Origin of the sequence: Burkholderia sp. EMB26, assembly GCF_024730645.1 — a bacterium.
Taxonomy (GTDB): domain Bacteria; phylum Pseudomonadota; class Gammaproteobacteria; order Burkholderiales; family Burkholderiaceae; genus Burkholderia; species Burkholderia cenocepacia.
Map to the genome: position 1 here is coordinate 712,246 of NZ_CP078070.1, position 24,008 is coordinate 736,253.

The 24,008-nt window shown below is 68.3% G+C and carries 23 protein-coding genes; 10 read left to right on the forward strand and 13 right to left on the reverse strand.

Annotated elements, in window-relative coordinates; translation table 11 throughout:
- The first annotated feature begins 171 nt into the window (after positions 1–171).
- Genes KU887_RS03430 through KU887_RS03440 form a run of 3 tightly spaced genes read left to right on the forward strand, consistent with a single transcriptional unit; the run spans position 172 to position 3,100 of the window.
- Positions 172–1,311: a Re/Si-specific NAD(P)(+) transhydrogenase subunit alpha gene (locus tag KU887_RS03430; RefSeq protein ID WP_012492952.1), complete on the forward strand. Its 1,140-nt coding sequence runs from the start codon at positions 172–174 to the stop codon at positions 1,309–1,311.
- 11 nt (positions 1,312–1,322) lie between these two features.
- On the forward strand, positions 1,323–1,649 hold the full coding sequence (locus KU887_RS03435) for an NAD(P) transhydrogenase subunit alpha (protein ID WP_006476884.1): 327 nt from the start codon (positions 1,323–1,325) through the stop codon (positions 1,647–1,649).
- Positions 1,646–3,100, forward strand: a complete 1,455-nt coding sequence (locus KU887_RS03440; protein ID WP_062884110.1) for an NAD(P)(+) transhydrogenase (Re/Si-specific) subunit beta — start codon at positions 1,646–1,648, stop codon at positions 3,098–3,100. The genes KU887_RS03435 and KU887_RS03440 overlap by 4 nt, the downstream gene beginning before the upstream one ends.
- Positions 3,101–3,190: 90 nt before the next feature.
- Here the strand turns inward: KU887_RS03440 and KU887_RS03445 are convergent, their stop codons facing one another.
- Complete coding sequence (locus KU887_RS03445) at positions 3,191–4,111, reverse strand: LysR family transcriptional regulator (RefSeq protein ID WP_034201019.1); 921 nt, start codon at positions 4,109–4,111, stop codon at positions 3,191–3,193.
- 89 nt (positions 4,112–4,200) lie between these two features.
- Between KU887_RS03445 and KU887_RS03450 the strand changes: the two genes are divergently transcribed.
- Positions 4,201–5,124 (forward strand): carbon-nitrogen hydrolase family protein, encoded by a 924-nt coding sequence (locus KU887_RS03450; RefSeq protein ID WP_006483427.1) that lies wholly within the window; start codon positions 4,201–4,203, stop codon positions 5,122–5,124.
- Positions 5,125–5,197: 73 nt separating this feature from the next.
- On the opposite strand, the gene KU887_RS03455 is transcribed toward KU887_RS03450, so the two are convergent.
- On the reverse strand, positions 5,198–5,884 hold the full coding sequence (locus KU887_RS03455) for a YafY family protein (protein WP_006497518.1): 687 nt from the start codon (positions 5,882–5,884) through the stop codon (positions 5,198–5,200).
- Positions 5,885–5,957: 73 nt separating this feature from the next.
- Positions 5,958–6,362 carry a VOC family protein gene (locus KU887_RS03460; RefSeq protein ID WP_006483432.1) on the reverse strand — a complete coding sequence of 135 codons (405 nt, stop codon included), beginning with the start codon at positions 6,360–6,362 and terminating at the stop codon, positions 5,958–5,960.
- 177 nt (positions 6,363–6,539) lie between these two features.
- Here KU887_RS03460 and KU887_RS03465 point away from each other — a divergent pair, with 177 nt between their 5' ends.
- Together KU887_RS03465 and KU887_RS03470 are read left to right on the forward strand one after the other, a co-directional pair.
- Complete coding sequence (locus KU887_RS03465; RefSeq protein ID WP_006483451.1) at positions 6,540–6,872, forward strand: helix-turn-helix transcriptional regulator; 333 nt, start codon at positions 6,540–6,542, stop codon at positions 6,870–6,872.
- On the forward strand, positions 6,865–7,329 hold the full coding sequence (locus KU887_RS03470) for an SRPBCC family protein (RefSeq protein WP_006493327.1): 465 nt from the start codon (positions 6,865–6,867) through the stop codon (positions 7,327–7,329). Before KU887_RS03465 ends, KU887_RS03470 begins: the two co-directional genes overlap by 8 nt.
- A 73-nt stretch (positions 7,330–7,402) precedes the next feature.
- Here KU887_RS03470 and KU887_RS03475 read toward each other — a convergent pair whose 3' ends face one another.
- The 6 genes from KU887_RS03475 to KU887_RS03500 all read right to left on the reverse strand — a co-directional run bounded on the left by KU887_RS03475 (position 7,403) and on the right by KU887_RS03500 (position 15,082).
- The gene (locus KU887_RS03475; protein ID WP_006483445.1) at positions 7,403–8,704 is read right to left on the reverse strand and encodes a class I SAM-dependent RNA methyltransferase; all 1,302 of its coding nucleotides are present in this window, start codon (positions 8,702–8,704) and stop codon (positions 7,403–7,405) included.
- Between the two features lie 152 nt (positions 8,705–8,856).
- Positions 8,857–10,971 carry a site-specific recombinase gene (locus tag KU887_RS03480; protein ID WP_006493515.1) on the reverse strand — a complete coding sequence of 705 codons (2,115 nt, stop codon included), beginning with the start codon at positions 10,969–10,971 and terminating at the stop codon, positions 8,857–8,859.
- Between the two features lie 479 nt (positions 10,972–11,450).
- Positions 11,451–12,176 carry a membrane integrity-associated transporter subunit PqiC gene (locus tag KU887_RS03485; protein ID WP_212136708.1) on the reverse strand — a complete coding sequence of 242 codons (726 nt, stop codon included), beginning with the start codon at positions 12,174–12,176 and terminating at the stop codon, positions 11,451–11,453.
- A complete protein-coding gene (locus KU887_RS03490; RefSeq protein WP_006482664.1) occupies positions 12,173–13,792 on the reverse strand; it encodes an intermembrane transport protein PqiB in 1,620 nt (539 codons plus the stop codon). The genes KU887_RS03485 and KU887_RS03490 overlap by 4 nt, the downstream gene beginning before the upstream one ends.
- The gene (locus KU887_RS03495; RefSeq protein ID WP_006497515.1) at positions 13,785–14,408 is read right to left on the reverse strand and encodes a paraquat-inducible protein A; all 624 of its coding nucleotides are present in this window, start codon (positions 14,406–14,408) and stop codon (positions 13,785–13,787) included. Before KU887_RS03495 ends, KU887_RS03490 begins: the two co-directional genes overlap by 8 nt.
- Before the next feature lie 8 nt (positions 14,409–14,416).
- Positions 14,417–15,082: a paraquat-inducible protein A gene (locus tag KU887_RS03500; protein ID WP_012492950.1), complete on the reverse strand. Its 666-nt coding sequence runs from the start codon at positions 15,080–15,082 to the stop codon at positions 14,417–14,419.
- A 259-nt stretch (positions 15,083–15,341) separates the two neighbouring features.
- Here KU887_RS03500 and KU887_RS03505 point away from each other — a divergent pair, with 259 nt between their 5' ends.
- The 4 genes from KU887_RS03505 (at position 15,342) to KU887_RS03520 (ending at position 18,588) form a co-directional block, all read left to right on the forward strand.
- Positions 15,342–15,902: a cytochrome b gene (locus KU887_RS03505; protein ID WP_006482464.1), complete on the forward strand. Its 561-nt coding sequence runs from the start codon at positions 15,342–15,344 to the stop codon at positions 15,900–15,902.
- A gap of 8 nt (positions 15,903–15,910) precedes the next feature.
- The gene (locus KU887_RS03510; protein WP_006482463.1) at positions 15,911–16,471 is read left to right on the forward strand and encodes a YceI family protein; all 561 of its coding nucleotides are present in this window, start codon (positions 15,911–15,913) and stop codon (positions 16,469–16,471) included.
- Between the two features lie 65 nt (positions 16,472–16,536).
- Positions 16,537–17,118: a YceI family protein gene (locus KU887_RS03515; protein WP_006476873.1), complete on the forward strand. Its 582-nt coding sequence runs from the start codon at positions 16,537–16,539 to the stop codon at positions 17,116–17,118.
- Between the two features lie 192 nt (positions 17,119–17,310).
- Positions 17,311–18,588, forward strand: coding sequence for an MFS transporter (locus KU887_RS03520; protein WP_006482466.1), 1,278 nt, complete (start codon positions 17,311–17,313; stop codon positions 18,586–18,588).
- 18 nt (positions 18,589–18,606) lie between these two features.
- Here KU887_RS03520 and KU887_RS03525 read toward each other — a convergent pair whose 3' ends face one another.
- The 4 genes from KU887_RS03525 to yajC all read right to left on the reverse strand — a co-directional run bounded on the left by KU887_RS03525 (position 18,607) and on the right by yajC (position 23,790).
- Positions 18,607–20,151 (reverse strand): S41 family peptidase, encoded by a 1,545-nt coding sequence (locus KU887_RS03525; protein WP_206532985.1) that lies wholly within the window; start codon positions 20,149–20,151, stop codon positions 18,607–18,609.
- A gap of 218 nt (positions 20,152–20,369) precedes the next feature.
- Positions 20,370–21,320 carry a protein translocase subunit SecF gene (gene secF, locus KU887_RS03530; protein ID WP_006482457.1) on the reverse strand — a complete coding sequence of 317 codons (951 nt, stop codon included), beginning with the start codon at positions 21,318–21,320 and terminating at the stop codon, positions 20,370–20,372.
- Between the two features lie 18 nt (positions 21,321–21,338).
- The gene (gene secD, locus KU887_RS03535) at positions 21,339–23,360 is read right to left on the reverse strand and encodes a protein translocase subunit SecD (RefSeq protein WP_006482461.1); all 2,022 of its coding nucleotides are present in this window, start codon (positions 23,358–23,360) and stop codon (positions 21,339–21,341) included.
- A 106-nt stretch (positions 23,361–23,466) separates the two neighbouring features.
- Positions 23,467–23,790, reverse strand: coding sequence for a preprotein translocase subunit YajC (yajC, locus tag KU887_RS03540; protein ID WP_006476868.1), 324 nt, complete (start codon positions 23,788–23,790; stop codon positions 23,467–23,469).
- Between the last annotated feature and the right edge of the window lie 218 nt (positions 23,791–24,008).

Genomic DNA, 24,008 nt, shown 5'->3' on the forward strand with positions numbered 1-24,008 from the left:
GCATGTCGCATTCGAGCACGGTCGTGCGGAAAGTGCTGGCGGGGCCATCGCTTTCGGTTAAAGTGCAGCGTGAAAGCCGTTGCTCGTGAGCCGGTAAGTCAGCCTGTCCGGCTCGTTGCGCAGTAAAAATCGCAAGAAAAGAAATACTGACAATGACTGGAGGAACTGACGATGCATATTGGAGTGCCTGCTGAAACGCGGGCCAACGAGGCGCGTGTGGCTGCGACGCCGGAAACCGTGAAGAAATACGCGGCGGCCGGCCATCGCGTCAGTATCGCGAAAGGGGCCGGCAGCGCAGCCAGCTATCCCGATGAAGCCTATGTGGCCGCCGGTGCCGAATTGACCGACCAGTCGGCCGCTTTTGCCGCCGACCTCGTGCTGAAGGTCCAGGCGCCCACCGACGCCGAACTGCCGTTGCTCAAGCGCGGCGCCGTGCTGGTCGGCATGCTCGAGCCGTTCAACGGCGAGCAGGCGGCGAAACTCGCCGCGGCCGGCGTGACCGGTTTCGCGCTCGAGGCCGCGCCGCGCACCACGCGTGCGCAGAGTCTCGACGTGCTGTCGTCGCAGGCGAACATCGCCGGCTACAAGGCCGTGCTGGTGGCCGCATCGCTGTATCCGCGCTTCATGCCGATGCTGATGACGGCCGCAGGCACCGTGAAGGCGGCGCGCGTGCTGATTCTCGGCGCGGGCGTCGCGGGCCTGCAGGCGATCGCAACCGCGAAGCGGCTGGGCGCGGTGATCGAGGCGTCCGACGTGCGGCCGGCCGTGAAGGAGCAGATCGAGTCGCTCGGCGCGAAATTCCTCGACGTCCCGTTCGAAACCGACGAAGAGCGCGAAGCCGCGCAGGGCGTCGGCGGCTATGCGCGCCCGATGCCGCCGTCATGGCTCGGCCGCCAGGCCGCGCTCGTGCACGAGCGCGCGAAGCAGGCCGACATCGTGATCACCACCGCATTGATTCCCGGGCGTCCGGCGCCGACGCTGATCTCGGTCGACACCGCGCAGTCGATGAAGCCCGGCTCGGTGCTCGTCGATCTCGCGGCCGGCCGCGGCCCGGAAATCGACGGCCGCAAGGGCGGCAACTGCCCGCTGACCGTCGCCGACCAGGTGATCGTGCACCACGGCGTGACGATCGCCGGCTACACGAACCTCGCATCGATGGTCGCGTCGGACGCGTCGGCGCTGTACGCGCGCAACCTGCTGGACTTCATGAAGCTGATCGTCACGAAGGAAGGCACGCTGAACATCGACCTGACCGACGACATCGTCGCCGCGACGCTGCTGTGCCGCGACGGCGAGCTCGCGCGCAAATAACGGAGGAGACCATGGAAGTCATCAATCACACGGTGATCAACGTGATCATCTTCGTGCTGGCGGTGTACGTCGGCTACCACGTCGTCTGGAACGTCACCCCGGCGCTGCATACGCCGCTGATGGCCGTGACCAACGCGATCTCGGCGATCGTGATCGTCGGCGCGATGCTCGCGGCCGCGCTCACCGTCGGCGCGACCGGCAAGTTCTTCGGCACGCTCGCGGTCGCGCTCGCGGCCGTCAACGTGTTCGGCGGCTTTCTCGTGACGAGGCGCATGCTCGAGATGTTCCGCAAGAAGGAGCCCAAGCGTGTCGAGGGCGGCAAGGAGGGCGCGCGATGAGCATGAACGTCGTTACGCTGCTGTACCTCGTCGCGTCGGTGTGTTTCATCCAGGCGCTGAAGGGCCTGTCGAACCCGAAGAGCGCGCGGCGCGGCAACCTGTTCGGGATGGTCGGGATGGCCATCGCGATCCTCACGACGATCACGCTGATCGTCAAGCAGGCCGCGTGGCTCGGCGCGAACCTGCCGCTCGGCCTCGCGCTCGTGCTCGGCGCGCTGATCGTCGGCGGGGGCGTCGGCGCATTCGTCGCCGCGCGCGTCGAGATGACCAAGATGCCGGAACTCGTCGCGGCGATGCACTCGCTGATCGGTCTCGCGGCCGTGTGCATCGCGTATGCGGTGGTGTCGGAGCCGGAAGCGTTCGGGCTCGTGCCGCAGGACGCGGTGTCGTCGAGCTTCATCCCGTACGGCAATCGCGTCGAGCTGTTCATCGGCACGTTCGTCGGCGCGATCACGTTCTCCGGTTCGGTGATCGCGTTCGGCAAGCTGTCGGGCAAGTACAAGTTCCGGCTGTTCCAGGGCGCGCCGGTCGTGTATGCCGGCCAGCACCTGATCAACCTGATGCTCGCGATCGCGATGCTCGGCTTCGGCATCCTGTTCTTCATCACGCAGGCGTGGCTGCCGTTCATCATCATGACGGCGATCGCGTTCGTGCTCGGCGTGCTGATCATCATCCCGATCGGCGGCGCGGACATGCCGGTGGTCGTGTCGATGCTGAACTCGTACTCGGGCTGGGCGGCGGCCGGCATCGGCTTCTCGCTGAACAACGCGATGCTGATCATCGCCGGTTCGCTGGTCGGCTCGTCGGGCGCGATCCTGTCGTACATCATGTGTCACGCGATGAACCGCTCGTTCTTCAACGTGATCCTCGGCGGGTTCGGCGGCGAAGCGGCGGCCGGCGGTGCGGCGGGCGCGCAGGAGCAGCGGCCGGTGAAGTCGGGTTCGGCCGACGACGCGGCGTTCATGCTCGGCAACGCGGAATCGGTCGTGATCGTGCCGGGTTACGGGCTCGCCGTCGCCCGCGCGCAGCACGCGCTGAAGGAGCTGACCGACAAGCTGGTCGAGAAGGGCATCGACGTGAAGTACGCGATCCATCCGGTCGCGGGGCGGATGCCGGGGCACATGAACGTGCTGCTCGCGGAAGCGGAAGTGCCGTACGAGATCGTGCACGAGATGGAGGACATCAACGGCGAATTCGGCCAGGTGGACGTGGTGCTCGTGCTCGGCGCGAACGACGTCGTGAACCCGGCTGCGAAGAACGATCCGAAATCGCCGATCGCGGGGATGCCGATCATCGAGGCGTACAAGGCGCGCACGGTGATCGTCAACAAGCGTTCGATGGCGGCCGGCTACGCGGGCCTCGACAACGACCTGTTCTACATGGACAAGACGATGATGGTGTTCGGCGATGCGAAGAAGGTCATCGAGGACATGGTGAAGGCCGTCGAGTAACGCCCGCCCCGGCTACGCGGCGCCCGCTTCGATGCGCGGACGTCGCGCCTCCGGACAGGCCCGACCGGTGCAAGCCGGCCGGGTCTTTTTTCATGGTGCGACGCGTTGCGCGATGCAAGCGGCGATCGCGTCGCGTACGCGCACGATCGCCGGGTCGCGCTGCGTGCTCGTGCGCCAGCCGATTTCGACCGGATAGCGCGGCAGGTCGACCGGGCACGCGAGCGCGCGCAGCGCGGTCGATTGCGCGATCGCACGCGCCGCATGCGCGGGAATCGTCGCGACCGCGTCGGAGCCGGCGAGCAGGTACGGCAGCGCGGCGAAATGCGTGGTCGACGCCGCGACGCGCCGCTTGTGGCCGAGCGCGGCCAGCGCCTCGTCGACGATGCCGATCACGCCGCCCGACGACACGAGCAGGTGGTCGCGCCGCAGGAACTCGGCGAGCGTCAGCGTGCGCGGCGTCCGTGCGCGGCCGGCCGGATCGATCAGGCACGCATAGCCGCCGGTGGCGACCGCGCGCCTGCTGAGGCCGTTCGCCGAGAATCCCCCCGACGCGATCGCGAGATCGACGCCGTGCCGCAGCAGCGCGTCGCCGGCGATGCCGCTGTGCGTCTGCCGGAAGATCAACCGGATGCCGGCGGCTTCGTGCGTGACCGCATCGATCAGCGCGCGGCCGAGCGCGATCTCGAAATCGTCGGACAGCCCGATCGAGATCGTGCGGCCAACGCGCTCGCCGCCGTCGGCCGCGATCGCGAGGCTTTCGCGGCAGCGGTCGAGCGCGTCGGACAGGATCGGCTTCAGTTCGTCCGCGCGCGGCGTCGGCGCGAGCCCGCGGCCGGTGCGCACGAACAGCGGATCGGCGTAGATCACGCGCAGCCGCCCGAGTGCCGCGCTGACCGCCGACTGCGTGAGATCGAGCCGCAGCGCCGCGCGGCTCGCGCCGCCTTCCTCGTACAGCGCCTCGAACACCTTCAGCAGGTTCAGGTCCAGGCTGGCGATATCATCTGCATTCATGTCAGTTATCGTTGTATCGATTTGATCGATGAAATGATATCGACAAAGATGGCGTCATCCCATTCACCGCATTCACCGGAGACGCCTTCATGTCCACCTCAGTCATCGCCGCGCTGCAGATCGGCGCATCGCCCGCCGGCACGCGCGCCACGCTCGACACGATCCTCGGCTACGAAACCGCGATCCGCGACAGCGGCGCGTCGCTGGTCGTGCTGCCCGAGGCCGTGCTCGGCGGCTATCCGAAAGGCGAAATCTTCGGCACGCGGCTCGGCTACCGGTTGCCCGAAGGGCGCGACGCGTATGCGCGCTACGCCGCGCAGGCGATCGACGTACCGGGGCCCGAAACCGACGAACTGGCCGCGCTGTCGCAGCGCACCGGCGCGAGCCTCGTGGTCGGCGTGATCGAGCGCGGCGGCAGCACGCTGTACTGCACGGCGCTGTTCTTCGATCCGCGCGACGGGCTCGTCGCGAAGCACCGCAAGCTGATGCCGACCGGCACCGAGCGGCTGATCTGGGGGCAGGGCGACGGCTCGACGCTGCCCGTCGTCGAGACGGCCGCGGGCCGCGCGGGCGCCGCGATCTGCTGGGAGAACCACATGCCGCTGCTGCGCTGCGCGATGTACGCGAAAGGCGTGCAGATCTGGTGCGCGCCGACCGTCGACGAGCGCGACGTGTGGCAAAGCTCGATGCGGCACATCGCGCACGAAGGGCGTTGCTTCGTCGTGAGCGCGTGCCAGGTGCAGCCGTCGCCGCGCGCGCTCGGCATCGACGTGCCGGGCTGGGACCCCGAGCGGCCGCTGATCCGCGGCGGCAGCGTGATCGTCGGGCCGCTCGGCGACCCGTTGACGGAGCCGCTGATCGGCGAGGCCGGGCTCGTCACCGCCCGTATCGACACCGACGAGCTCGTGAAGGCGCGCTACGACTTCGACGTCGTCGGCCACTATGCGCGTGCGGACGTGTTTTCACTGCACGTCGACGAGCGGCCGAAGCGGCCCGTGGTATTCGGCGGGTAGCGAAAGCGGAGGTGGGCGCCACACGGCGCGCGGAAAACGAAGGGCGGCGGCGGGTGTCCGCCACCGCGTCGCGTCAGCGCATCGGCGCTTCCGCGATCCGCATGTAGTCGGCGATCCGCCGGCCTTCCATGTCCGGAAACTGCTCGTGCACGGTGATGTCGCCCATCCGCGCGATGTCGAAGGTGCGGAAATCGTCGCGCAGCTCGCACCACGCGCCGATCGTCCAGCGCCCGCCCCAGTAGACGAGCCCGAGCGGCCATACGCGGCGCTGCGAATGCGCGCCGAGCCGGTCGCGATAGTCGAAGCTGACGATGTGGCGCGTGTCGATCGCCTGGTGGATCGCGTCGACCTTCGCGCAAAACGTCTCGTCGATGTGGAACGACGGCGCGAACACGGGCAGGCGGTCGAGCGCCGTGCGCTTGTCGGCCGGCATCGCCGACGCGATCTTCGCGAGCGCCGAGCGTGCGCCGCTCGCGAAACGCGCCCCGCCCCAGGTCTCGAGCATGCGCGCGCCGGTGGCGAGCGCCGCCAGCTCCTCGGCCGTGAACGTGAGCGGTGGCAGGCTCGCGTTGCGGTTCAGCCGGTAGCCGATGCCGGCCTCGCCTTCGATCGGGACCCCTGACAGTTGCAGGTCGCGCACGTCGCGATAGACCGTGCGCGGCGACACCGACAGCCAGTCGGCCAGTTGCTGCGCGGTCGTGAGGCGACGCCCGCGCAACAGCTCGGCGATCTGGAACAGGCGGTCGGCACGGCGGGTCATGACAGCACCTCGATTCCTCTGGCTACGGGGACTTCGCGATGATAGCGCCGCGCCGGCCCGCTGAGCGCCGCGCTCAGTGGCATTTCGGCGCGTGCAGGCCGACGCGGTTGCCTTCCGTGTCGATCAGGTAGCCGACGTAGCCGTAGTTGTTCGGCAGCTCGACGACCGAGCCCTGCACGACGCCGCCCGCGCGCTTCGCGCGTTCGAGTGCCGCGACGACCGATTCGCCGGCGTTCAGGTAGACGAGCACGCCGTTCGCGCTCGGCTTCATCTGCTGCGGATCGAACACGATGCTGCCGCCCGTGCTCGACGCGTCGCGATCGAAGGTCGCCATCGGCACGCCGCCGATGATTTCGCGCTGCAACGTGGTTTGCAGCACGGTTTCGTAAAAGCGGATCGCGCGGTCGAAATCGAGGGACGGAATGTCGAACCAGGCGATCGCGCGTTCCAGGGTGGCAGTAGCGGTTGCTGACGTCATGACGAGCTCCTTGTTGCGTTGTTTGCGTTGTTATGCGGATTCGGTGTGGAAACCAGCCTGCATTGCGCCGGGATTGCAGTGTGATCGCGGGCTGCTGACACCGTATTGTCAGTAGAGTTGTCACCCTTGACATGCAACCATTTGGTTGCATAATGAGGTCATCGACCCGGGAGCGGCATGGACCTCGTTTTCAAGGCGCTGGCCGACGCCACGCGCCGTCAGTTGCTCGACCTGCTGCATGCGAAAAACGGCCAGACGCTGTCCGAGCTGTGCGACGGGCTCGCGATGAGCCGGCAGGCCGTCAGCAAGCACCTTGCGCTGCTCGAGGCCGCGAATCTCGTCGCGACGACGTGGCGCGGCCGGGAGAAGCTGCATTACCTGAATCCGGTGCCGATCCATGACATCGCGGAACGCTGGATCGGCAAGTTCGAGCGTCAGCGCCTGCAGGCGCTGGCGGATCTCAAGCGCGGGCTGGAAGCGCCCCGCGACACAGGAGATGACGATGGGTAATCCCGCCTTTGTGTACGTGACCTTCATCGCGGCCACGCCCGAGCGCGTGTTCGATGCGCTGACCAACGCCGAGCTGACGAAGGACTACTGGGTGCGGCATCGCAACGCGTCGCCCGACTGGCGGCCGGGGTCGCGCTGGGAACATCAGGACTACGACGATCCGTCACGGGTCGACATCGTCGGCGAAGTGGTCGAGAACGATCCGCCGCGCCGGCTGGTCGTCACGTGGCGCACGCCGTCGGGGGAGGGCGAGGAATCACGCGTGACCTATCTGGTCGAGCCGTACGAGGGCGTCGTGAAACTGACCGTCACGCACGACGGGCTGGTGCCCGGTTCGGAGATGGATCGCGGGATTCGCGGCGGCTGGCCGGTCGTGCTGTCGAGCCTGAAGACGCTGCTCGAGACCGGGCAGGCGCTGCCGTTCACGATGGCGCGCTGGTCGAAGTCGAAGCACTGACCGGCCGCGCAAAAGCACAGGGGCCGCGATGGCGGCCCCTGGACGTCGTTGCTCGTGACAGCGGACGGCTGGCTTACGCGTCGCCTTCCGCGGCCGCCGGGCGCGCCTTCACGCTGCCGGCGATCAGGTCGAAGCGGAACAACCGGCATTCGAGCGCGCCGTTGAACAACGGCGTCTTGGCCGATTCGCGCAGGCGCAACTGGCCCGGCAGCGAACGGTCGGACGTCAGCAGGAACGCCTGCCAGCCCGTGAAGCGCTGCTTCAGCGCATCGCCGAGCGCGTTGAAGAACTCGCTGTCCGGCGCGTCGGTGTGCGTGCGGCGGAATGCGTCGTCGTTGCCGCGGTTGCGGCCGGTTTCGCGCACCTCGCCGCGGGCGCTGCGGCCGCGCACTTCGATCCGCTCGCCGTACGGCGGGTTCGCGAGGAGGATGCCCGGCCCGTCGGACGGCGGCGTCATCCCGCGCGCGTCGACCTGCTTGAGCCACACCGACGGCACGCCCGCGCGTTCGAGGTTCGCGCGCGCCTTCTCGAGCATGTCGCCGGAAATGTCGCTGCCGTACACGCCGAGCGCTTCGCCGCGCCTGGCGCGCGCCGCGCGCTTCGCGTCGAGCGCGGGGACCTTCAGCCCCTGCCACGCGGTGATGTCGTACTGCTTGAGCTTTTCGAAGCCGAACCGGCGCTCGACGCCGGGCGCCACGCCGAGCGCGATCTGCGCGGCTTCCGCGAGGAACGTGCCGCTGCCGCACATCGGGTCGTACAGTGCGGTGCCGGGCGTCCAGCCCGTCAGGCGCAGGATGCCGGCCGCGAGGTTCTCGCGCAGCGGCGCCGCTCCCTTGTCGAGACGCCAGCCGCGCTTGAACAGCGGCTCGCCCGACGTGTCGAGGTACAGCGTGCATTCGTTGGCCGTCAGGAACGCGAACACGCGCACGTCCGGCGCACCGGTGTCGATGCTCGGGCGCGCGCCGGTTTTCTCGCGCATCCGGTCGCAGATCGCATCCTTCACGCGCAGCGTCGTGAATTCGAGGCTCTTCAGCGGCGACTTGATCGCGGTGATGTCGATGCGCAGCGTCTGCGTCGACGCGAACCAGCGCTCCCACGGCTGCTCGAGCGCGAGCGCGTAGACGTCCTGCTCGTTGCGGTACGGGCCGTGCGCGATCTTCAGCAGAATGCGGCTCGCGATCCGCGAATGGAGGTTCGCGGCCATGCCGGCGGCCCAGCCGCCGCTGAAATGGACGCCGCCCGGCACCTGCGCGCCTGCGGTGAACGGCGCGCCGTTCAGGTGGCGGCCGGCGATTTCGGCCAGCTCGGCGGCAAGCGCCGCTTCGAGGCCGCGCGGGCAGGGGGCGAAGAATTCGAACAGGGTGGGCGAGGACATAAGGCGGGTGAGGACGTGCAAAAGTCCACTATTGTACGCGGCGCGGACGACCGGGGCCGGCGTTTCGGCGCGGCGGCGCCGGCGCGACGGTCATAGGCGCGTGCCGGAAAGGCGGCGCGGCGGCGCCCGGCCGCCTCGCACCCCGCCGCAGGTCAGTGCGCGCCCGGCTGGCCGGCGCGCGCGGCGGGGTTGCCCGCCGGCCAGAACAGCGCGAGCGGATTCGACAGCACCGTGCGGACGATCGCCGCGACGAGCGCGCGCACCTTGGTCGGGCGCAGGCTGCGCGAGCGCACGGCCATCGTGAACGCGAGCGCGAAGCTCACGAGCACGTTGAGGATCGCCATGCTCAGCACGCCGGCGCCGGCCCACCACAGTTCGGGCGTACTGAGCGCACCCTTGCCCAGCACGCCGAGCGCGATCCCGATCGAGCCGGCCGACAGCGTCACGTGCCGCACCTCGAACGGGAACATGAACACGGTGACGATCGCCGGGATCAGGCCGAGCATCAGGCCGAGGCCGACGTTTGCGACCACGCCGGCGACGTTCGAACGACAGAAGTGCGCGAGCTTCGCGGCACCGGCCGCGCCGAGCGTCAGGCGCAGCCGGCGGTTGTACGCGAGCGCGTCGCCGACCCGGTGCAGCACGAACCAGTTGTCGGCCCAGCCGGCGAGCAGGCTCGACGCCCACAGCAGCACGCCGGTGAGCGCGGCGTAGAACGGCGTCGGGCCGAGCAGCGAGAACGAATGCAGCGTCGCGTGCGCCTTCTCCGGCGAGATCAGGTTCGCGTGCAGCACGTTGCTCGCGAACAGCTGCACGAGCAGGCACACCGGCAGCACGACCAGCACGTTGCCGGAAATCGCGGCCGCCTGCGTGCGGATCAGCGCGATCACCGACGCGACGAACGCCTTCACGCCTTCCTCGTGGCCGGTGTCGTCGAGTTCGCGCGCGAGCGTCGGCGCGGTCATCGCGGGCTGCTTGGTCGCGAGCGTGAAGTGCAGGAAGTGCATCAGCATGAAGCTGGCCGCGTAGTTGATGCCCGCGAGCAGCCCTTCGAGCATCGACTGCAGGTGCGCGCCCGTGATCGCGAACTTCACGCACACGGTCACGACGGTGACGAGGCCGCCGCCCGCGGCCATCCGCAGCATCTTCAGATACTCGGCGCGGCCGCGCGAGATGTAGTGCTCGCCGGTGTCCGCGTTGGTCTCGACGAGCTTGCGCGCGAACAGCGAGAAGTTGCTGCGCACGAGGTGCGCGACGCTCTGGCTGTTCTGGTTCGCGTCGACGAGCTCGGCGGTCAGGTGCGCCATCCCGTGCAGGTCGTCGCGCGCCATCCATGCGTTCAGCAGCGTTTCGGCGCGCAGGATGCGCATGCGCATCCGCTCGACCTGGAACACGATGTCGACCGACACGCCGTTGCGGTACAGGTGCGCGAACACGTCGTCGACGGCGATCCGGCATTCGTCGAGCAGCACGCGCAGGTAGTTCACCTCGTGCAGCAGCTTGCTCGGGTCGCCGCCGTCCTCGACGGCCGCATGCGCGGTCTCGACCGCGAGCATCGCGCGCGTGAGGCGGTAGAACGGCTGCGATTCGAGCGGCTTGCGCGCATCGTCGTCGGACAGCCGGCTGCGCACCGTCTGCGACAGGCCCGTCGAGCTGATCTGGCAGGTCAGGTTGTGCAGCGCGGCCAGCAGGTCGCGCGAGAACGAGCCGGGCTCGTGGCGCTCTTCTTCGGTGACGTCGAACGAGATCAGCTCGGCCAGGCGTGCGAGCAGGTCGTCGGGCAGCGCGTCGATCCATTTCGCGTCCTCGGGCGTCGGGAACATCAGCGTGAACAACGCCGACAGCTCGCGGCGGTTCGGCGCGGGCGGGATCAGCGACGAGTCGATCCGCTCGAACAGCGCGCCGAAGAAGCCCGAATGCACGGGCATGCCGGCATCGCACAGCAGCGAGATGCCGTCGCACTCGCGCAGGATGCCGCGCAGGATGCGTGCGGCGTGCGCTTTCCACGCGGGATTGCGGTCGAGCACGTGGAACAGGTAGCGCAACCGCGCATGGGCCGGATACGCGCGCGTGTCGGCGTCGCGTTCGGCCTGCGCGTCCTGCACCGTGCCGTTGCGGCGCAGCCAGTGCGCGAGCTCGATCAGCCATTCGCTGCGCTCGGCGTACGACGCGTCGGCATCGGCGTGCGCGAGCAGCGCATCGAGCTGGTGACCGGCATTGCGCGACGCGCGCCACTTCTTGATCAGGGTCGTCAGGGAACGAAACATAAACGGAATAGCGAAAGCCCGGGACGGGCGGGTTCGGGATGCCGGCCGGAGCAACGGCGCGGCGCCGGTGAGAACGGGTGAGACGGGGCCGGTGCCGGACGACGGGCGGCGACCCGCGATGCGGCTGCCCCGCTGCGATGCACGCGATTCGCGTGCGGGCGCCGGGAGGCATGGCGGTCGGGCCGAACGCGGCCCGGCGCCGCTGGCTGGTGCGCACGGCGAACGGCGCGAGCCTGAAAGTGCGTAGGATCGTCAATCGGGCCGGAAAACGCAAGCCGACCGCGTTGCATGGCGCGGGTTCCGGCGGCTTTGACAAAGAATGTCAACGACCGCTTGGCCAATGACGGCGATCGGCGAAGCCGGCTGCAGCGGCGTGCGGCCGACGATACTCGGCGGGCACGGCCGAGCGGGCGGCGCCATTCGACACCGCGCAGTCGCACGTCGTGTCGAACGTTCGCCCGCGCGCCGTCCGCGTCCGCTTATGCGCCGGACTTGCCCGTCGCGCCGGCATCGCCGCCGGACGTCGGGCTGGCCGGGCACGGCACGACCGGCGCGGCGGCCGTCTTGCCGCCGGCCGTGGGCGTGGCCGTCGCCGCCGTGCCGCGGCGTGCGGCCATCGCGCGCACGCCGGCCGCGGCTTGCGAGGCGATCACGTCGAGCGCGCGCCGGTGGCCGGCGACGAGCGCGTCGTAGCCGTCGGCGACCGGTTCCGCGACGCTCGTGCGGCAGGTCATCACGGCCTGCGTGGCGAGCGAGCGCACGCTCCACACGGCGTCGACCGCGGCGCGCCTGCCCGGCCACGACTCGAAGCGCTGCACGTTCACGCTGATGCGGTACACGGGCACGCCGGGCGGGTAAGCGGAATTCGCGACGTCGATCGTGCCGAGCTGTGCGGCGAGATCGTCCGACAGCGCGCGGCGGATCTCGTCGGCGGGCGGCGACGCCCAGCGTTCCTGCTCGAGCACGTCGACCTGCGCGGCGTTCTTCTGCACGACCAGCTGGCTCTTCGCGACCTGCTCGGGCACGCCGACCGACGGCACCTCGATCAGGAACGCCGGATTGGCCGGCGCGGTGCGCAGCGGCGCCGCGGCGTCGGCCGGGCTGAGCGTGTAGAACCGTGCGGGCGGCGAGCTGCACGCGGCGAGCGCGAGTACGGCGAGCGCCGTCGCCGCGCCGCTCGCGAAACCGTTCACGCGTGTCGTCATTGTTTATCTCCTGGCTTGCCCTTGAGCAGCGATTCGGGGTGGCGCTCCAGATAGTCGGCGAGCGCGTTCAGCGATTGCAGTGTGCGCGTGAGTTCCTTCAGCGCGCCGCGCACGTCGGACTGCAGCGGCGAATCCTGCTGCAGCGTCGCCTCGGCGGTCGAGAAGGTCTGCTTCGCGGCCGACAGCGTGTCGCGCGCTTCCGGCGCGACCTGCGTGTCGAGCTGCTTGAACAGCTTGTCGGCGTTCGCGAGCGCGCTGTTCAGGTTCGCGCCGATCTGGTCGAACGGCACCTTGTCGAGCTTCTTCGCGATGTCGGCGACCTGCAGCTGCAACTCGTCGAGCGTATTCGGCACGGTCGGCAGCTCGAGCGGCAGGCGGCTCGTGTCGATCTTCACGGCCGGCGCCTTCGGGAAGAAGTCGAGCGCGACGTACAGCTGGCTCGTCAGCAGGTTGCCGGTGCGCAACTGGCCGCGCAGCCCGTGCTGGACGAGCCGCTCGACGATCTCGCGGCGCGCCGGTTCGCCCTTGCTCTCGATCGTCTCGCGGAAGCGGCGGCCGAGGCGTTCCGGATACACGTTGATCGTCACCGGCATCAGGAAGTTCTTCGTCTTCGGATCGAAGTCGATGCCGATGTTCGTCACTTCGCCGAGCACGATGCCGCGGAAGTCGACCGGCGCGCCGACGGCGAGCCCGCGCAGCGACTGGCTGAAGTTCATCACGACCTGCAGCGGCTGGCCGTCCGGGTCGCGCATCGCGTCGCCCTCGTCGGAGCCGAGGCGGAACGTCGTGTTGTTCGGTGCGGTCGCGCCGCTGCCCTGGTTCGGCGGCGTCTGGAACGCGATGCCGCCGAGGATCACCGTCGCGAGCGACTGCGTGTTCAGCTTCAGGCCGCTCGAATCGAGCCGCAGGTCGACGCCGCTCGCCTGCCACCAGCGCGAGTTCAGGCCGACGTACTGGTCGTACGGCGCATTGACGAACACGTTGAACGTGACGCCCGTGCCGTCCTTGTCGAGCGAGAAGCCGACCACCTGGCCGACCTGGACGCGGCGGTAGTAGACCGGCGAGCCGATGTCGACCGAGCCGAGCGAATCGCCGCGCAGCACGTATTGCGTGCCTTTCTGGTCGCCGGTGACGGCGGGTGGCGTCTCCAGGCCGGTGAAGTCGGTCAGCGTGTCCTGGCCGTGACCGGCGTCGACGCCGATGTACGCGCCGGACAGCAGCGTGCCGAGCCCCGACACGCCGGTCGCGCCGACGCGCGGCCGCACGATCCAGAAGCGCGAACCCTGGACCGCGAAGTCCTCGGCTTCCTTCTTGAGCTGCACCTGGACCAGCACGCGCGACAGGTCCTTCGACAGCTTGATCGTCTTGACCATGCCGATCTCGACGTCCTTGTACTTGACCTGGGTCTTGCCCGGCTCGAGCCCTTCGGCGCTGTGGAAGCTGATCGTGATTTCCGGGCCGCGCTCGCGCACGGACTTGATCACGAGGCCGATGCCGATCAGCGCGGCGATCAGCGGCACGAGCCAGACGAGCGACGGCAGCCAGCCGCTTTTCGTCGAGATCGCCGGATCGGGCGGCCGGGGCGCGTCGTGCTGCGGGCCTTGTGGACTATTCATGGTGATTCCCTGAGGTTTCGACTGGATCCCAGATCAGGCGGGGATCGAACTGCATCGACGCGAGCATCGTCAGGATCACGACCGAGCCGAACGCGAGCGCGCCGGGGCCGGCCGTGATGACGGCGAGCGAACGGAAATGGACGAGCGCGACGGTCAGCGTCACGACGAAGATGTCGAGCATCGACCAGCGGCCGATGCGCTCGACGATCCGGTAGAGGCGCGTGCGCTGCAGCGGTCGCCACGCGGCGCGACGCTGCGCGCTGGTGACGAGGATCGTCAGCACGCCGAGCTTGAGCATCGGCACGAGAATGCTGGCGACGAACACGACCACGGCGAGCGGCCAGTCGCCGGACGTCCAGAAATAGATGACGCCGCTCATGATCGTGTCCTGCTGCGACCCGACGATCGACGACGTGCGCATGATCGGCAGCAGGTTCGCCGGAATGTAGAGGATCGCGGCCGCGAGCAGCAGCGCCCACGTGCGCATGATGCTGTTCGGCGTGCGCACGTGCAGCGCGCTGCCGCAGCGCGCGCAATGCGCGTGCGGCCGGTCGATCGTCTGCACGAGCCCGCACGCGTGGCAGCTGGCGTAACCCTCGCGGGCGGCGGTCGGCATGGGCCTCGTCATCGGCGGGGTGCGTCCGGCAGCGGCGCGGCGGCGTCGGGCCGCTCCGGCGCGCGGCCGGCGCGCAGGTCGTCGGCGATGTCCCACAGCGTGCGCGGGTCGAACATCAGCACGACGGCGGTCATCAGCGTGAGCGCGCCGAACGCGAACAGCGCCGCGTCGGGCACGACGCGCGCGAGGCTCACCATCTTCACGATCGTGACCAGGATGCCGAGCATGAACACCTCGATCATCCCCCACGGCCGCACGAGCTGGATCGTGCGCAGCACGAGGTTCAGCCCGGGCGGCACGATGCCGCGCCGGATCGGCAGCAGCACGTACAGCAGCGCGGCCATCTCGACGAGCGGGAACAGCACGGTCGAGCAGAACACCATCACGCCGACGATCGCCATGTCCTGACGCCACAGCGCGTCGATCGCGCCGATCAGCGTCGTCTGCACGCGCGTGCCGTTCAGGTCCATTTCCAGGATCGGGAACGTCTGCGCGATGATGAACGTGACGAGCGCGGCGACCGCGAGCGCGGTGATGCGCTCGATCTGCGTGGTGCTGTTGCGATAAAGCAGCGCGTCGCAGCGCGGACAGCGCGCGATCTCGCGGCCGCTCAGGCGCGGTTTATGCAACAGTGCGTCGCATTCGTGGCAGGCAATCAGGTCGTATCGTTGCATGGAAAAGGCGGTGTCGCGACGGCTGGGGGAACGCGTCGACGGGGCCGGAACCCGCGCCAATCTTACCAAAAGGGCTTTTTCGATGCGTCAAGGATCGTGAGTTTCGTGACCGGTCGGTAACATGGCGGGAAGCCGTCAGCCGGCTGGCGCGCCTGTTCTCGGAGTCCGCGCACGTCAAAAGGTTGCGGTAGCATGGCGCCCTTGACATGCGTCGGACGAATTTACCGGCGCAGCCGTTCGCTGAACTGAGGAATCCAAGATGGCATCGAAATCGCCGCCGGCCGCGCCGGCACGGTACGCACACACCGCGATCGCCTTGCACTGGCTGATCGCGCTGCTGATCGTCTGCGGCTTCGCGCTCGGCTGGGTGATGACGGACATCCCCGGCTTCACGCCGACCAAGCTGAAGTACTTCTCGTGGCACAAGTGGATCGGCGTGACGGTGTTCGCGCTGGCCGTCGTGCGCGTGCTGTGGCGGGCGACCCACGTGCCGCCGCCGCTGCCGGGCGACACGCCGGCGTGGCAGCGCGCGGCATCGCACGGCGTGCACATGCTGCTGTACGTGCTGATGATCGTGATCCCGGTGACGGGCTACCTGTACAGCTCGGCGTCGAACATCCCGGTAGTCTATCTCGGCATCGTGCCGCTGCCGCGCCTGATCGATCCCGATCCGGCGCTCAAGGAAACCTTCAAGACGCTGCACGTGTCTTTGAATTACATTCTGCTTGCGCTCGTCGCGATGCACGTGCTCGCGGCGCTCAAGCACCAGCTGTTGGACCGCGACGGCCTGCTGTCGCGCATGCTTCCCTTTGCCAAATGAAGGATCCCATGAAAGTGTCTTTCTCCCGCTCCATGCTGACCGCGTTCGCCGCGGCGGCGCTTGTCGCGTCGGGCGCGGCGCATGCCGACGTCGATCTCGCGAAGAGCAAGGTGTCCGCCGTGTCGAAGCAGATGAACGTGCCGACCGAAGGCGCGTTCAAGAAGTTCTCCGCGCAGGTGAAGTTCGACCCGGCGAAAGCCGCGCAGGGCAGCGCGCAAATGACGATCGACGTCGCGAGCTTCGACCTCGGCGACAAGATGTACAACGACCAGGTCGCCGGCAAGGACTGGTTCGACGCGAAGACCTATCCGCAGGCGACCTTCGTGTCGTCGGCGATCGCGCCGGCCGGCGGCAACAAGTACAACGTGACCGGCAAGCTGACGATCAAGGGCAAGGCCGAGACCGTCACGGTGCCCGTCACGGTCGCGCAAAACGGCGCGACGCAGACGTTCGACGGCGTGCTGCCGATCAAGCGTTCGGCCTTCAACGTCGGCACCGGCGAGTGGAAGGACACGTCGATCGTCGCGGACGAAGTGCAGATCAAGTTCCATCTCGTCGCCACGAAGTAAGCGGCGGGTTGTTGCCTCAACTGAATGCCGCGCGAGGGCGCGGCGCCGTTTCCAGGAGAAAAGGTTTGAAAAAGCATCTGATCATCGCCGCCGGCGCGCTGGCCGCTTCGCTGTCGTTCTCGGCTTTCGCCGAAAGCGCCACCTACCAGTTCGACCCGAGCCACACGTACCCGAGCTTCGAGGCCGACCACTTCGGCGGCCTGTCGGTCTGGCGCGGCAAGTTCGACAAGTCGAGCGGCACCGTGACGCTCGACCGTGCGGCGAAGACCGGCACGGTCGACGTGACGACCGACATCGCGTCGATCCACACGGGCAGCGCGAAGCTCGACGAGCACCTGCAGACGGCCGAGTTCTTCGATGCGGCGAAGTTCCCGCAGGCGAACTACAAGGGCACGATCAAGTTCGACGGCGACAAGCCGGTGTCGGTGGTCGGCAACCTGACGCTGCATGGCGTCACGAAGCCGCTCACGCTGAAGATCGATTCGTTCAAGTGCATGCCGCACCCGATGCTCAAGCGTGAAGTGTGCGGCGTCGACGCGGTCGGCGAATTCAGCCGCGACGATTTCGGCCTCGACTACGGCAAGCAGTACGGCTTCAAGATGAAGACGAAGCTGCTGATCACGGCCGAAGCGGTCAAGCAGCAGTAAGGCTTCCCGGCACGGCCGGCCATCGTGCCGGCCGCCGCGGATCAACCGCCGCGTTCCCGTTACCGGGGCGCGGCGGTTTTTTTGCGCGCCTATAATCGCCCGAGCGCCGCATGTGGCCATGCGGCGCCGGGCAGGCCGACGGCGCGACGGCGGCCGCCTCGAACAGAACGTACAACGACAAGGAGATCGCCGATGCATGCCGTCACGCAGTCCAGCTCCATTGCCTCGTCGCCGCGCGTGTGGCGCGCGGTGGTCGCCGCGTCGATCGGCAACGCGCTCGAGTGGTTCGATCTCGTCGTCTACGGCTTTTTCGCGGTGACGATCTCGAAGCTGTTCTTCCCGGCCGGCAACGACACCGTGTCGCTGCTGCTCACGCTCGGCACGTTCGGCGTGTCGTTCTTCATGCGGCCGCTCGGCGCGATCGTGCTTGGCGCGTATGCCGACCGCGCCGGTCGCAAGGCCGCGCTCACGCTGTCGATCCTGCTGATGATGGCCGGCACGCTGATCATCGCGGTGCTGCCGACCTACGAGACGATCGGTGTCGCCGCGCCGGTGATCCTCGTCGCCGCGCGGCTGATGCAGGGCTTCTCGGCCGGCGGCGAGTTCGGCAGCGCGACCGCGTTCCTCGCCGAGCACGTGCCCGGCCGGCGCGGCTTCTTCGCGAGCTGGCAGGTCGCGAGCCAGGGGCTCACGACGCTGCTCGCCGCGGGCTTCGGCACCGTGCTGAACGCGCAGCTGTCGGCCGCGCAGATGGCGTCGTGGGGCTGGCGCGTGCCGTTCTTCTTCGGGCTGCTGCTCGGGCCGGTCGCGTACTACATCCGCACCAAGGTCGACGAGACGCCCGAATTCCTCGCGGCCGAAGGCACCGCGAACCCGCTGCGCGATACGTTCGCGTCGCACAAGGCGCGCCTCGTCGCGGCCATGGGCGTGGTCGTGCTCGGCACCGTCGCCACCTACCTCGTGCTGTTCATGCCGACCTACGGCGTGAAGCAGCTCGGCCTCGCGCCGTCCGCCGCATTCGCCGCGATCCTCGTGGTCGGCGTGATCCAGATGGCGTTCGCGCCGCTCGTCGGCCACTGGTCGGATCGCTACGGCCGCGTGCGCGTGATGATCGCGCCGGCCGTCGGCATCCTCGTGCTGATCTATCCGGCGTTCGCGTATCTCGTCGCGCATCCGGGCTTCGGCACGCTGATCGCGCTGCAGGTGCTGCTCGCGTTCCTGATGACCGGCTACTTCGCGGCGCTGCCGGGGCTGTTGTCCGAGGTGTTTCCGGTGCAGACGCGCACGACCGGGATGTCGCTCGCGTACAACGTCGCGGTGACGATCTTCGGCGGCTTCGGGCCGTTCATCATCGCGTGGCTGATCCGCGAGACCGGGATGAAGACCGCGCCGAGCTTCTACCTGATGTTCGCGGCCGTGTTGAGCCTCGCGGCGCTGGTCGTGCTGCGGCGGCGGTTCGGATTCCGCTGAAACGGGGCGGGCGGCGGCTCAGTTGCCGCCGCGCTCGCAGACCGGCTGCGCCGGCATCAGTTGCGCGGGCGCGGCGATGGTCTGCACCGGGCGGCCGGCTAGGGCATCGAGCGCCTGCCGGAGCTGCCAGTCGGCCGCCGTGCCGAATGCGCGCTGCGGCAGCGCCGCGCTCCGCGCCGTATCGACCTTCGCGCGCACGCGCTCGTCGCGCAGCTTCTGGCGGGCCTTGCGCACCTGCGCGAACGGGTCGGGCGCCTGCCGGTCCGCATACGGGGCGCGGGCGAGATCGACTTCCCGATACCACAGCAGCACGCCGTCGACGTCCGCATCGCGGCGCGGCGGCACGAGCCAGTCCGGCACGACGCCGTAGCCGTCCATCGGGCAGCCGTTCGGCCGCAGATTGCGCGCGAACGTGAAATTCAGGCGCGTGCCGTCGATCAGGTCGACGCCCGTCTGCGCGAGCCCTTTCCCGTAGGTCGGCATGCCGAGCAATTTGGCGCGGCCGAGATCCTTCAGCGCCGCCGCGGTCGCTTCTGCAGCCGACGCGCTTTGCCCGTCGACGAGCACGACGAGCGGCACGGTGCGCCACCAGTCGTCGGCCTGCAGCGGCGCGAGCGGATCCTGGCCGTGCATGACGGGCAGTTCGTAGTCGGGCCAGTTGGTCGTGTAGCGGCGGCGATGCGTGTCGCCGCGCTCGACCGTCACCATCGCGGTGCGGTCGCGTCCCGCGAACAGCGCGGTGATGCCGATCGCCGCATTGAGCGCGCCGCCGCCATTGATGCGCAGGTCGAGGATCATCTGCTTGACCGGCGGCCCCGCGCGACGCGCGGCCTGCACCGCATCGATATAGTCGCCGACCGCCGGCTCCGGAAAACTCGACAGCCGCGTGTACAGGATGTCGCCGTCGAGCCGCTTCACGGTTGCCGGGCGCGGCTTGACGATCGCCCGCACCGGCGCGAAGGTCAGCACCGCATGCTTCGGGCCGCGCTGCACCGTGAGCTTCAGCGGCACGCCCGCGTCGCCCTTCGCGAGTTTCATCAGCTCGCCGCCGTCGATGCCCACGACGCTCCGGTCGTTCATCGCGACGACGAGATCGTCGGGCCGTACGCCGGCCTTTTCCGCCGGCGCATCGGGAACCACGTCGATGATGTGCAGCCCGTCGGGCCGCGTTTCGAACACGATCCCGATGCCCGGCGTGCCGTCGCGGGCGCGCCGCTCGTCGTCGCGCCGTTCCTGCTCTTCCTTCGCGTTGAAGAAGCGCGCGTACGGCAGCGTCTTGATCCCGTCGTGGGTCGCGGCGTCGAGCAGCGCGCCGATGTCGACGTCGGTCAGGTGCTGTTGCTTCAGCACATCGACGGCCGCCTTCAGTTCGCAGATCTGCGGCTCCCAGTCGGGCGGGCAGGGCGATGGCGGTGGGGCGGCGGGCACCGGAGCGGCGGCGGGTGACACGGCTGGCAGCGCAGCGGCGGCCGGCACGGATGCCGGTTGCGCACCGACGAGCGGCGCATACGGGAACGCGGCCGCGACGGCTGCGCAGACGGCGAGGCGACGAACGACACGCATGGGAGGCATCATCGGGACCGCACGTTCGGACGGGTGAAGAGGGGGCCTGCCCGGTCCACGCGCGCGGCCGGCAGGCGGCGGGGCAGGGCGGTGACGATTGTAGCCGACACCCGCGACGATGCAGGCCGGGCCGTCGGCATGCCGCATCGTGGCGGCCCGCGCATAAAAAAACCGGCCCAGAGGGCCGGCTTTGCTTCGATGCCGAAACGGCGTGGCGCTCAAACCTGCGCGCCGGCGTTCGGATCGTCCGGATCGTGCGCGGTCTTCTTTTCCTTGATCAGGTCTTCGCGCTTGATGCCGAGCCACATCGCGAGCGAGCCCGCGACGAACACCGACGAGTAGATGCCGAACATGATGCCGACCGTCAGCGCGAGCGCGAAGTAGTGCAGCGTCGGGCCGCCGAAGAAGAACATCGACAGCACCATCATTTCCGTCGACGTGTGCGTGATGATCGTGCGCGACATCGTGGTCGTGATCGCGTGGTTGATCACTTCCTGCACGCTCATCTTGCGTTCGCGGCGGAACGTTTCGCGGATCCGGTCGAAGATGACGACCGACTCGTTGACCGAGTAGCCGAGCACCGCGAGGATCGCCGCGAGCACCGCCAGCGAGAACTCCCACTGGAAGAACGCGAAGAAGCCGAGAATGATCACGACGTCGTGCAGGTTGGCGATGATGCCCGCCACCGCGTACTTCCATTCGAAGCGGAACGACAGGTAGATCACGATGCCGATCACGACGCACGCGAGCGCGAGCAGACCGTCGGTCGCGAGCTCGCGGCCGACCTGCGGGCCGACGAACTCGACGCGCTGCAGCGTGACGTCCGGGCTCTGCGCCTTCAGCGCGCCCATCACCTGGTCGCTCTGCTGCGCGGACGTGAGGCCTTCCTTCAGCTGCAGGCGGATCAGCACGTTGCGCGACGTGCCGAAGTTCTGCACCTGCGCGTCGGCATAGCCGAGCTTGCCGAGCGTCGCGCGCACGGGTTCGAGCTCCGCGGCCTGCTGGTACTGCACCTCGATCACCGTGCCGCCGGTGAATTCGACGGACAGGTGCAGCCCGCGGTGGAACAGGAAGAACACGGCGGCGAGGAACGTGACCAGCGAGATCACGTTGAACACCAGCGCGTGCCGCATGAACGGAATATCTTTACGGATGCGGAAAAATTCCATGGCTTCGTCTCCGGGGCCTTATTGGGTCGAGCCCGGTTTCTTCGGCGACACGCCTTGCTGCGCGCGGTTGCGCAGCTGCGGCTTGCCGGCGCGCGGCGCGTTGCCCTTCGCCGGGGCGGCGAGCTTCGCGGCGCGCGCGGTGTCGGTCGATTCGTCCGCGTCGGTGAACGACGCGGCGGCAGCGGCGCCTTCCGGCTTCCACACCTGGCCGATCGCGAGCGACTTCAGCTTCTTGCGGCCGCCGTACCAGAGGTTGACGATCCCGCGCGAGAAGAACACCGCGGAGAACATCGACGTCAGGATACCGAGGCAGTGCACGATCGCGAACGCGCGAACCGGGCCCGAGCCGAACGCGAGCAGCGCGAGGCCGGCGATCAGCGTCGTGACGTTCGAGTCGAGAATCGTCGCCCACGCGTGTGCGTAGCCGGCCTGGATCGCGAGCTGCGGCGGCTGGCCGGCGCGCAGTTCTTCACGCACGCGCTCGTTGATCAGCACGTTCGAGTCGATCGCCATACCGAGCGCGAGCGCGATGGCCGCGATACCCGGCAGCGTCAGCGTCGCCTGCATCAGCGACAGCACGGCGACGAGCAGCAGCAGGTTCACCGACAGGCCGATCACCGACACCACGCCGAACAGCATGTAGTACGCGATCATGAACACGGCGATCGCACAGAAGCCCCAGATCACCGAGTGCACGCCCATCTTGATGTTGTCGGCGCCGAGGCTCGGGCCGATCGTGCGTTCCTCGATGATGTCCATCGGTGCGGCGAGCGAACCGGCGCGCAGCAGCAGCGCGAGGTCGGCCGCGGCCTGCGGCGTCGGCTGGCCCGTGATCTGGAAGCGGTCGCCGAGTTCGGACTGGATCGTCGCGACCGTCAGCACTTCGCCCTTGCCCTTCTCGAACAGCACCATCGCCATCGGCTTGCCGATGTTGTCGCGCGACACCGTGCGCACCGCGCGGCCGCCCGCCGAATCGAGGCGGATGTTGACCGACGGACGCTGGTGTTCGTCGAAACCGGCCGATGCGTCGATGATGCGGTCGCCGGTGAAGATCACGTCCTTCTTCAGCAGCACGGGCGCCTGGATGCCCTGCGTGAACAGCTCCTCGCCCGGCGGCACGGGGTCGTTCGGGTTCGGGTGCGTGTTGATCGGGTCGGCGAGGCGCGCCTCGAGCGTCGCGGTGCGGCCGATGATGTCCTTCGCCTTCGCGGTGTCCTGCACGCCCGGCAGTTCGACGACGATGCGGTCGCTGCCTTGCTGCTGCAGGATCGGCTCGGACACGCCGAGTTCGTTCACGCGGTTGTGGAGCGTCGTCAGGTTCTGCTTGAGCGCGGCGTCCTCGACGGCCTTCTGCACGGCCGGCGTAAACGTGCCAACCACCTGCGTGCCGCCGCCGCCGGGCTGGGTCGCCCATTGCAGCTCGGTGATCGACGCGGCGAGCACCTTGCGGGCGTCTTCCGCCGTCTGCGCATCGCTGAAGTTGACGACCACGGACTGCTCGACGCGGCTCACGCCGCCGTCGCGGATGTTCTTGTCGCGCAGCAGCGAGCGCGCGTCGGAGGCGTCGGAGTCGAGCTTCTTCGTGAGCGCGCCCGTCATGTCGACCTGGAGCAGGAAGTGCACACCGCCGCGCAGGTCGAGGCCGAGATACATCGGCAGCGCGTGCAGGGCGGTCAGCCAGCGCGGCGACGCGCTCTGCAGGTTCAGTGCGACGACGTACTGCGGATCGTTCGGGTCGGCGTTCAGCGACTTCTGCAGCAGGTCCTTGACGCGCAGCTGCGTATCGGTGTCCTTCAGGCGCACGCGGATGTTCGCGTTGGTCGCCGTGTTCTCGAAGGTGACGTCGTCCGGCTTGATCTGCGCGGATGCGAGCGCCGATTCGACCTGGGTCAGCGTGGTCGAGTCGAGCTTGACCGTGGCCTTGCCGCTCGACACCTGCACCGCCGGCGCTTCGCCGAAGAAGTTGGGCAATGTGTACAGAAGGCCGATGGCGAGCGCCACGACCATCACGACATATTTCCAGAGTGGATAACGATTCATGAGGGGGCCGAACGGGTGGTTGGCGTGAAAGCGTCGCGTCCGGCGCCGCGGCGGCCCGCTCTCTCAGGCGGGCACGGCGCGGGGAGCCGGACGCTCGGTGAAAGCCTTACAGCGACTTGATCGTGCCCTTCGGCAGAATGGTCGTGACGGCAGCCTTCTGCACGGTGATTTCGGTGCCTTCGGCGATTTCGACGCCGATGTAGCCTTCGGTGACCTTCGTCACCTTGCCGACGAGGCCGCCGCTCGTGACGACTTCGTCGCCCTTCGCCATGGCCGCGAGCATGTTGCGGTGTTCCTTCTGACGCTTCATCTGCGGACGGATCATGATGAAGTACAGCACCGCGAACATCAGGATGAGCGGCAGGAAGCTCATCAGGCTCGATTCGGCGCCACCGGCACCTTGCGCGAAGGCATTGGAAATGAACGGCACGTTGGTCTCTCCGTAGGGGAAGATCGAAAAATAAGCCGGTTATTCTACCACCGGCCCCATGCGCAGACGGATCGGCAAATGCGCTTTCGGATCAAGCTGTTAAAGCGCGAACCGACACCGTTGCGACTTGTTTGGAAAGGTAATTGTAATGTTTGGCGGTCGCGACCGGTGATTTGATCAGGCCAATTAGTACACGTCCTATGTGACTGGCCGCGATG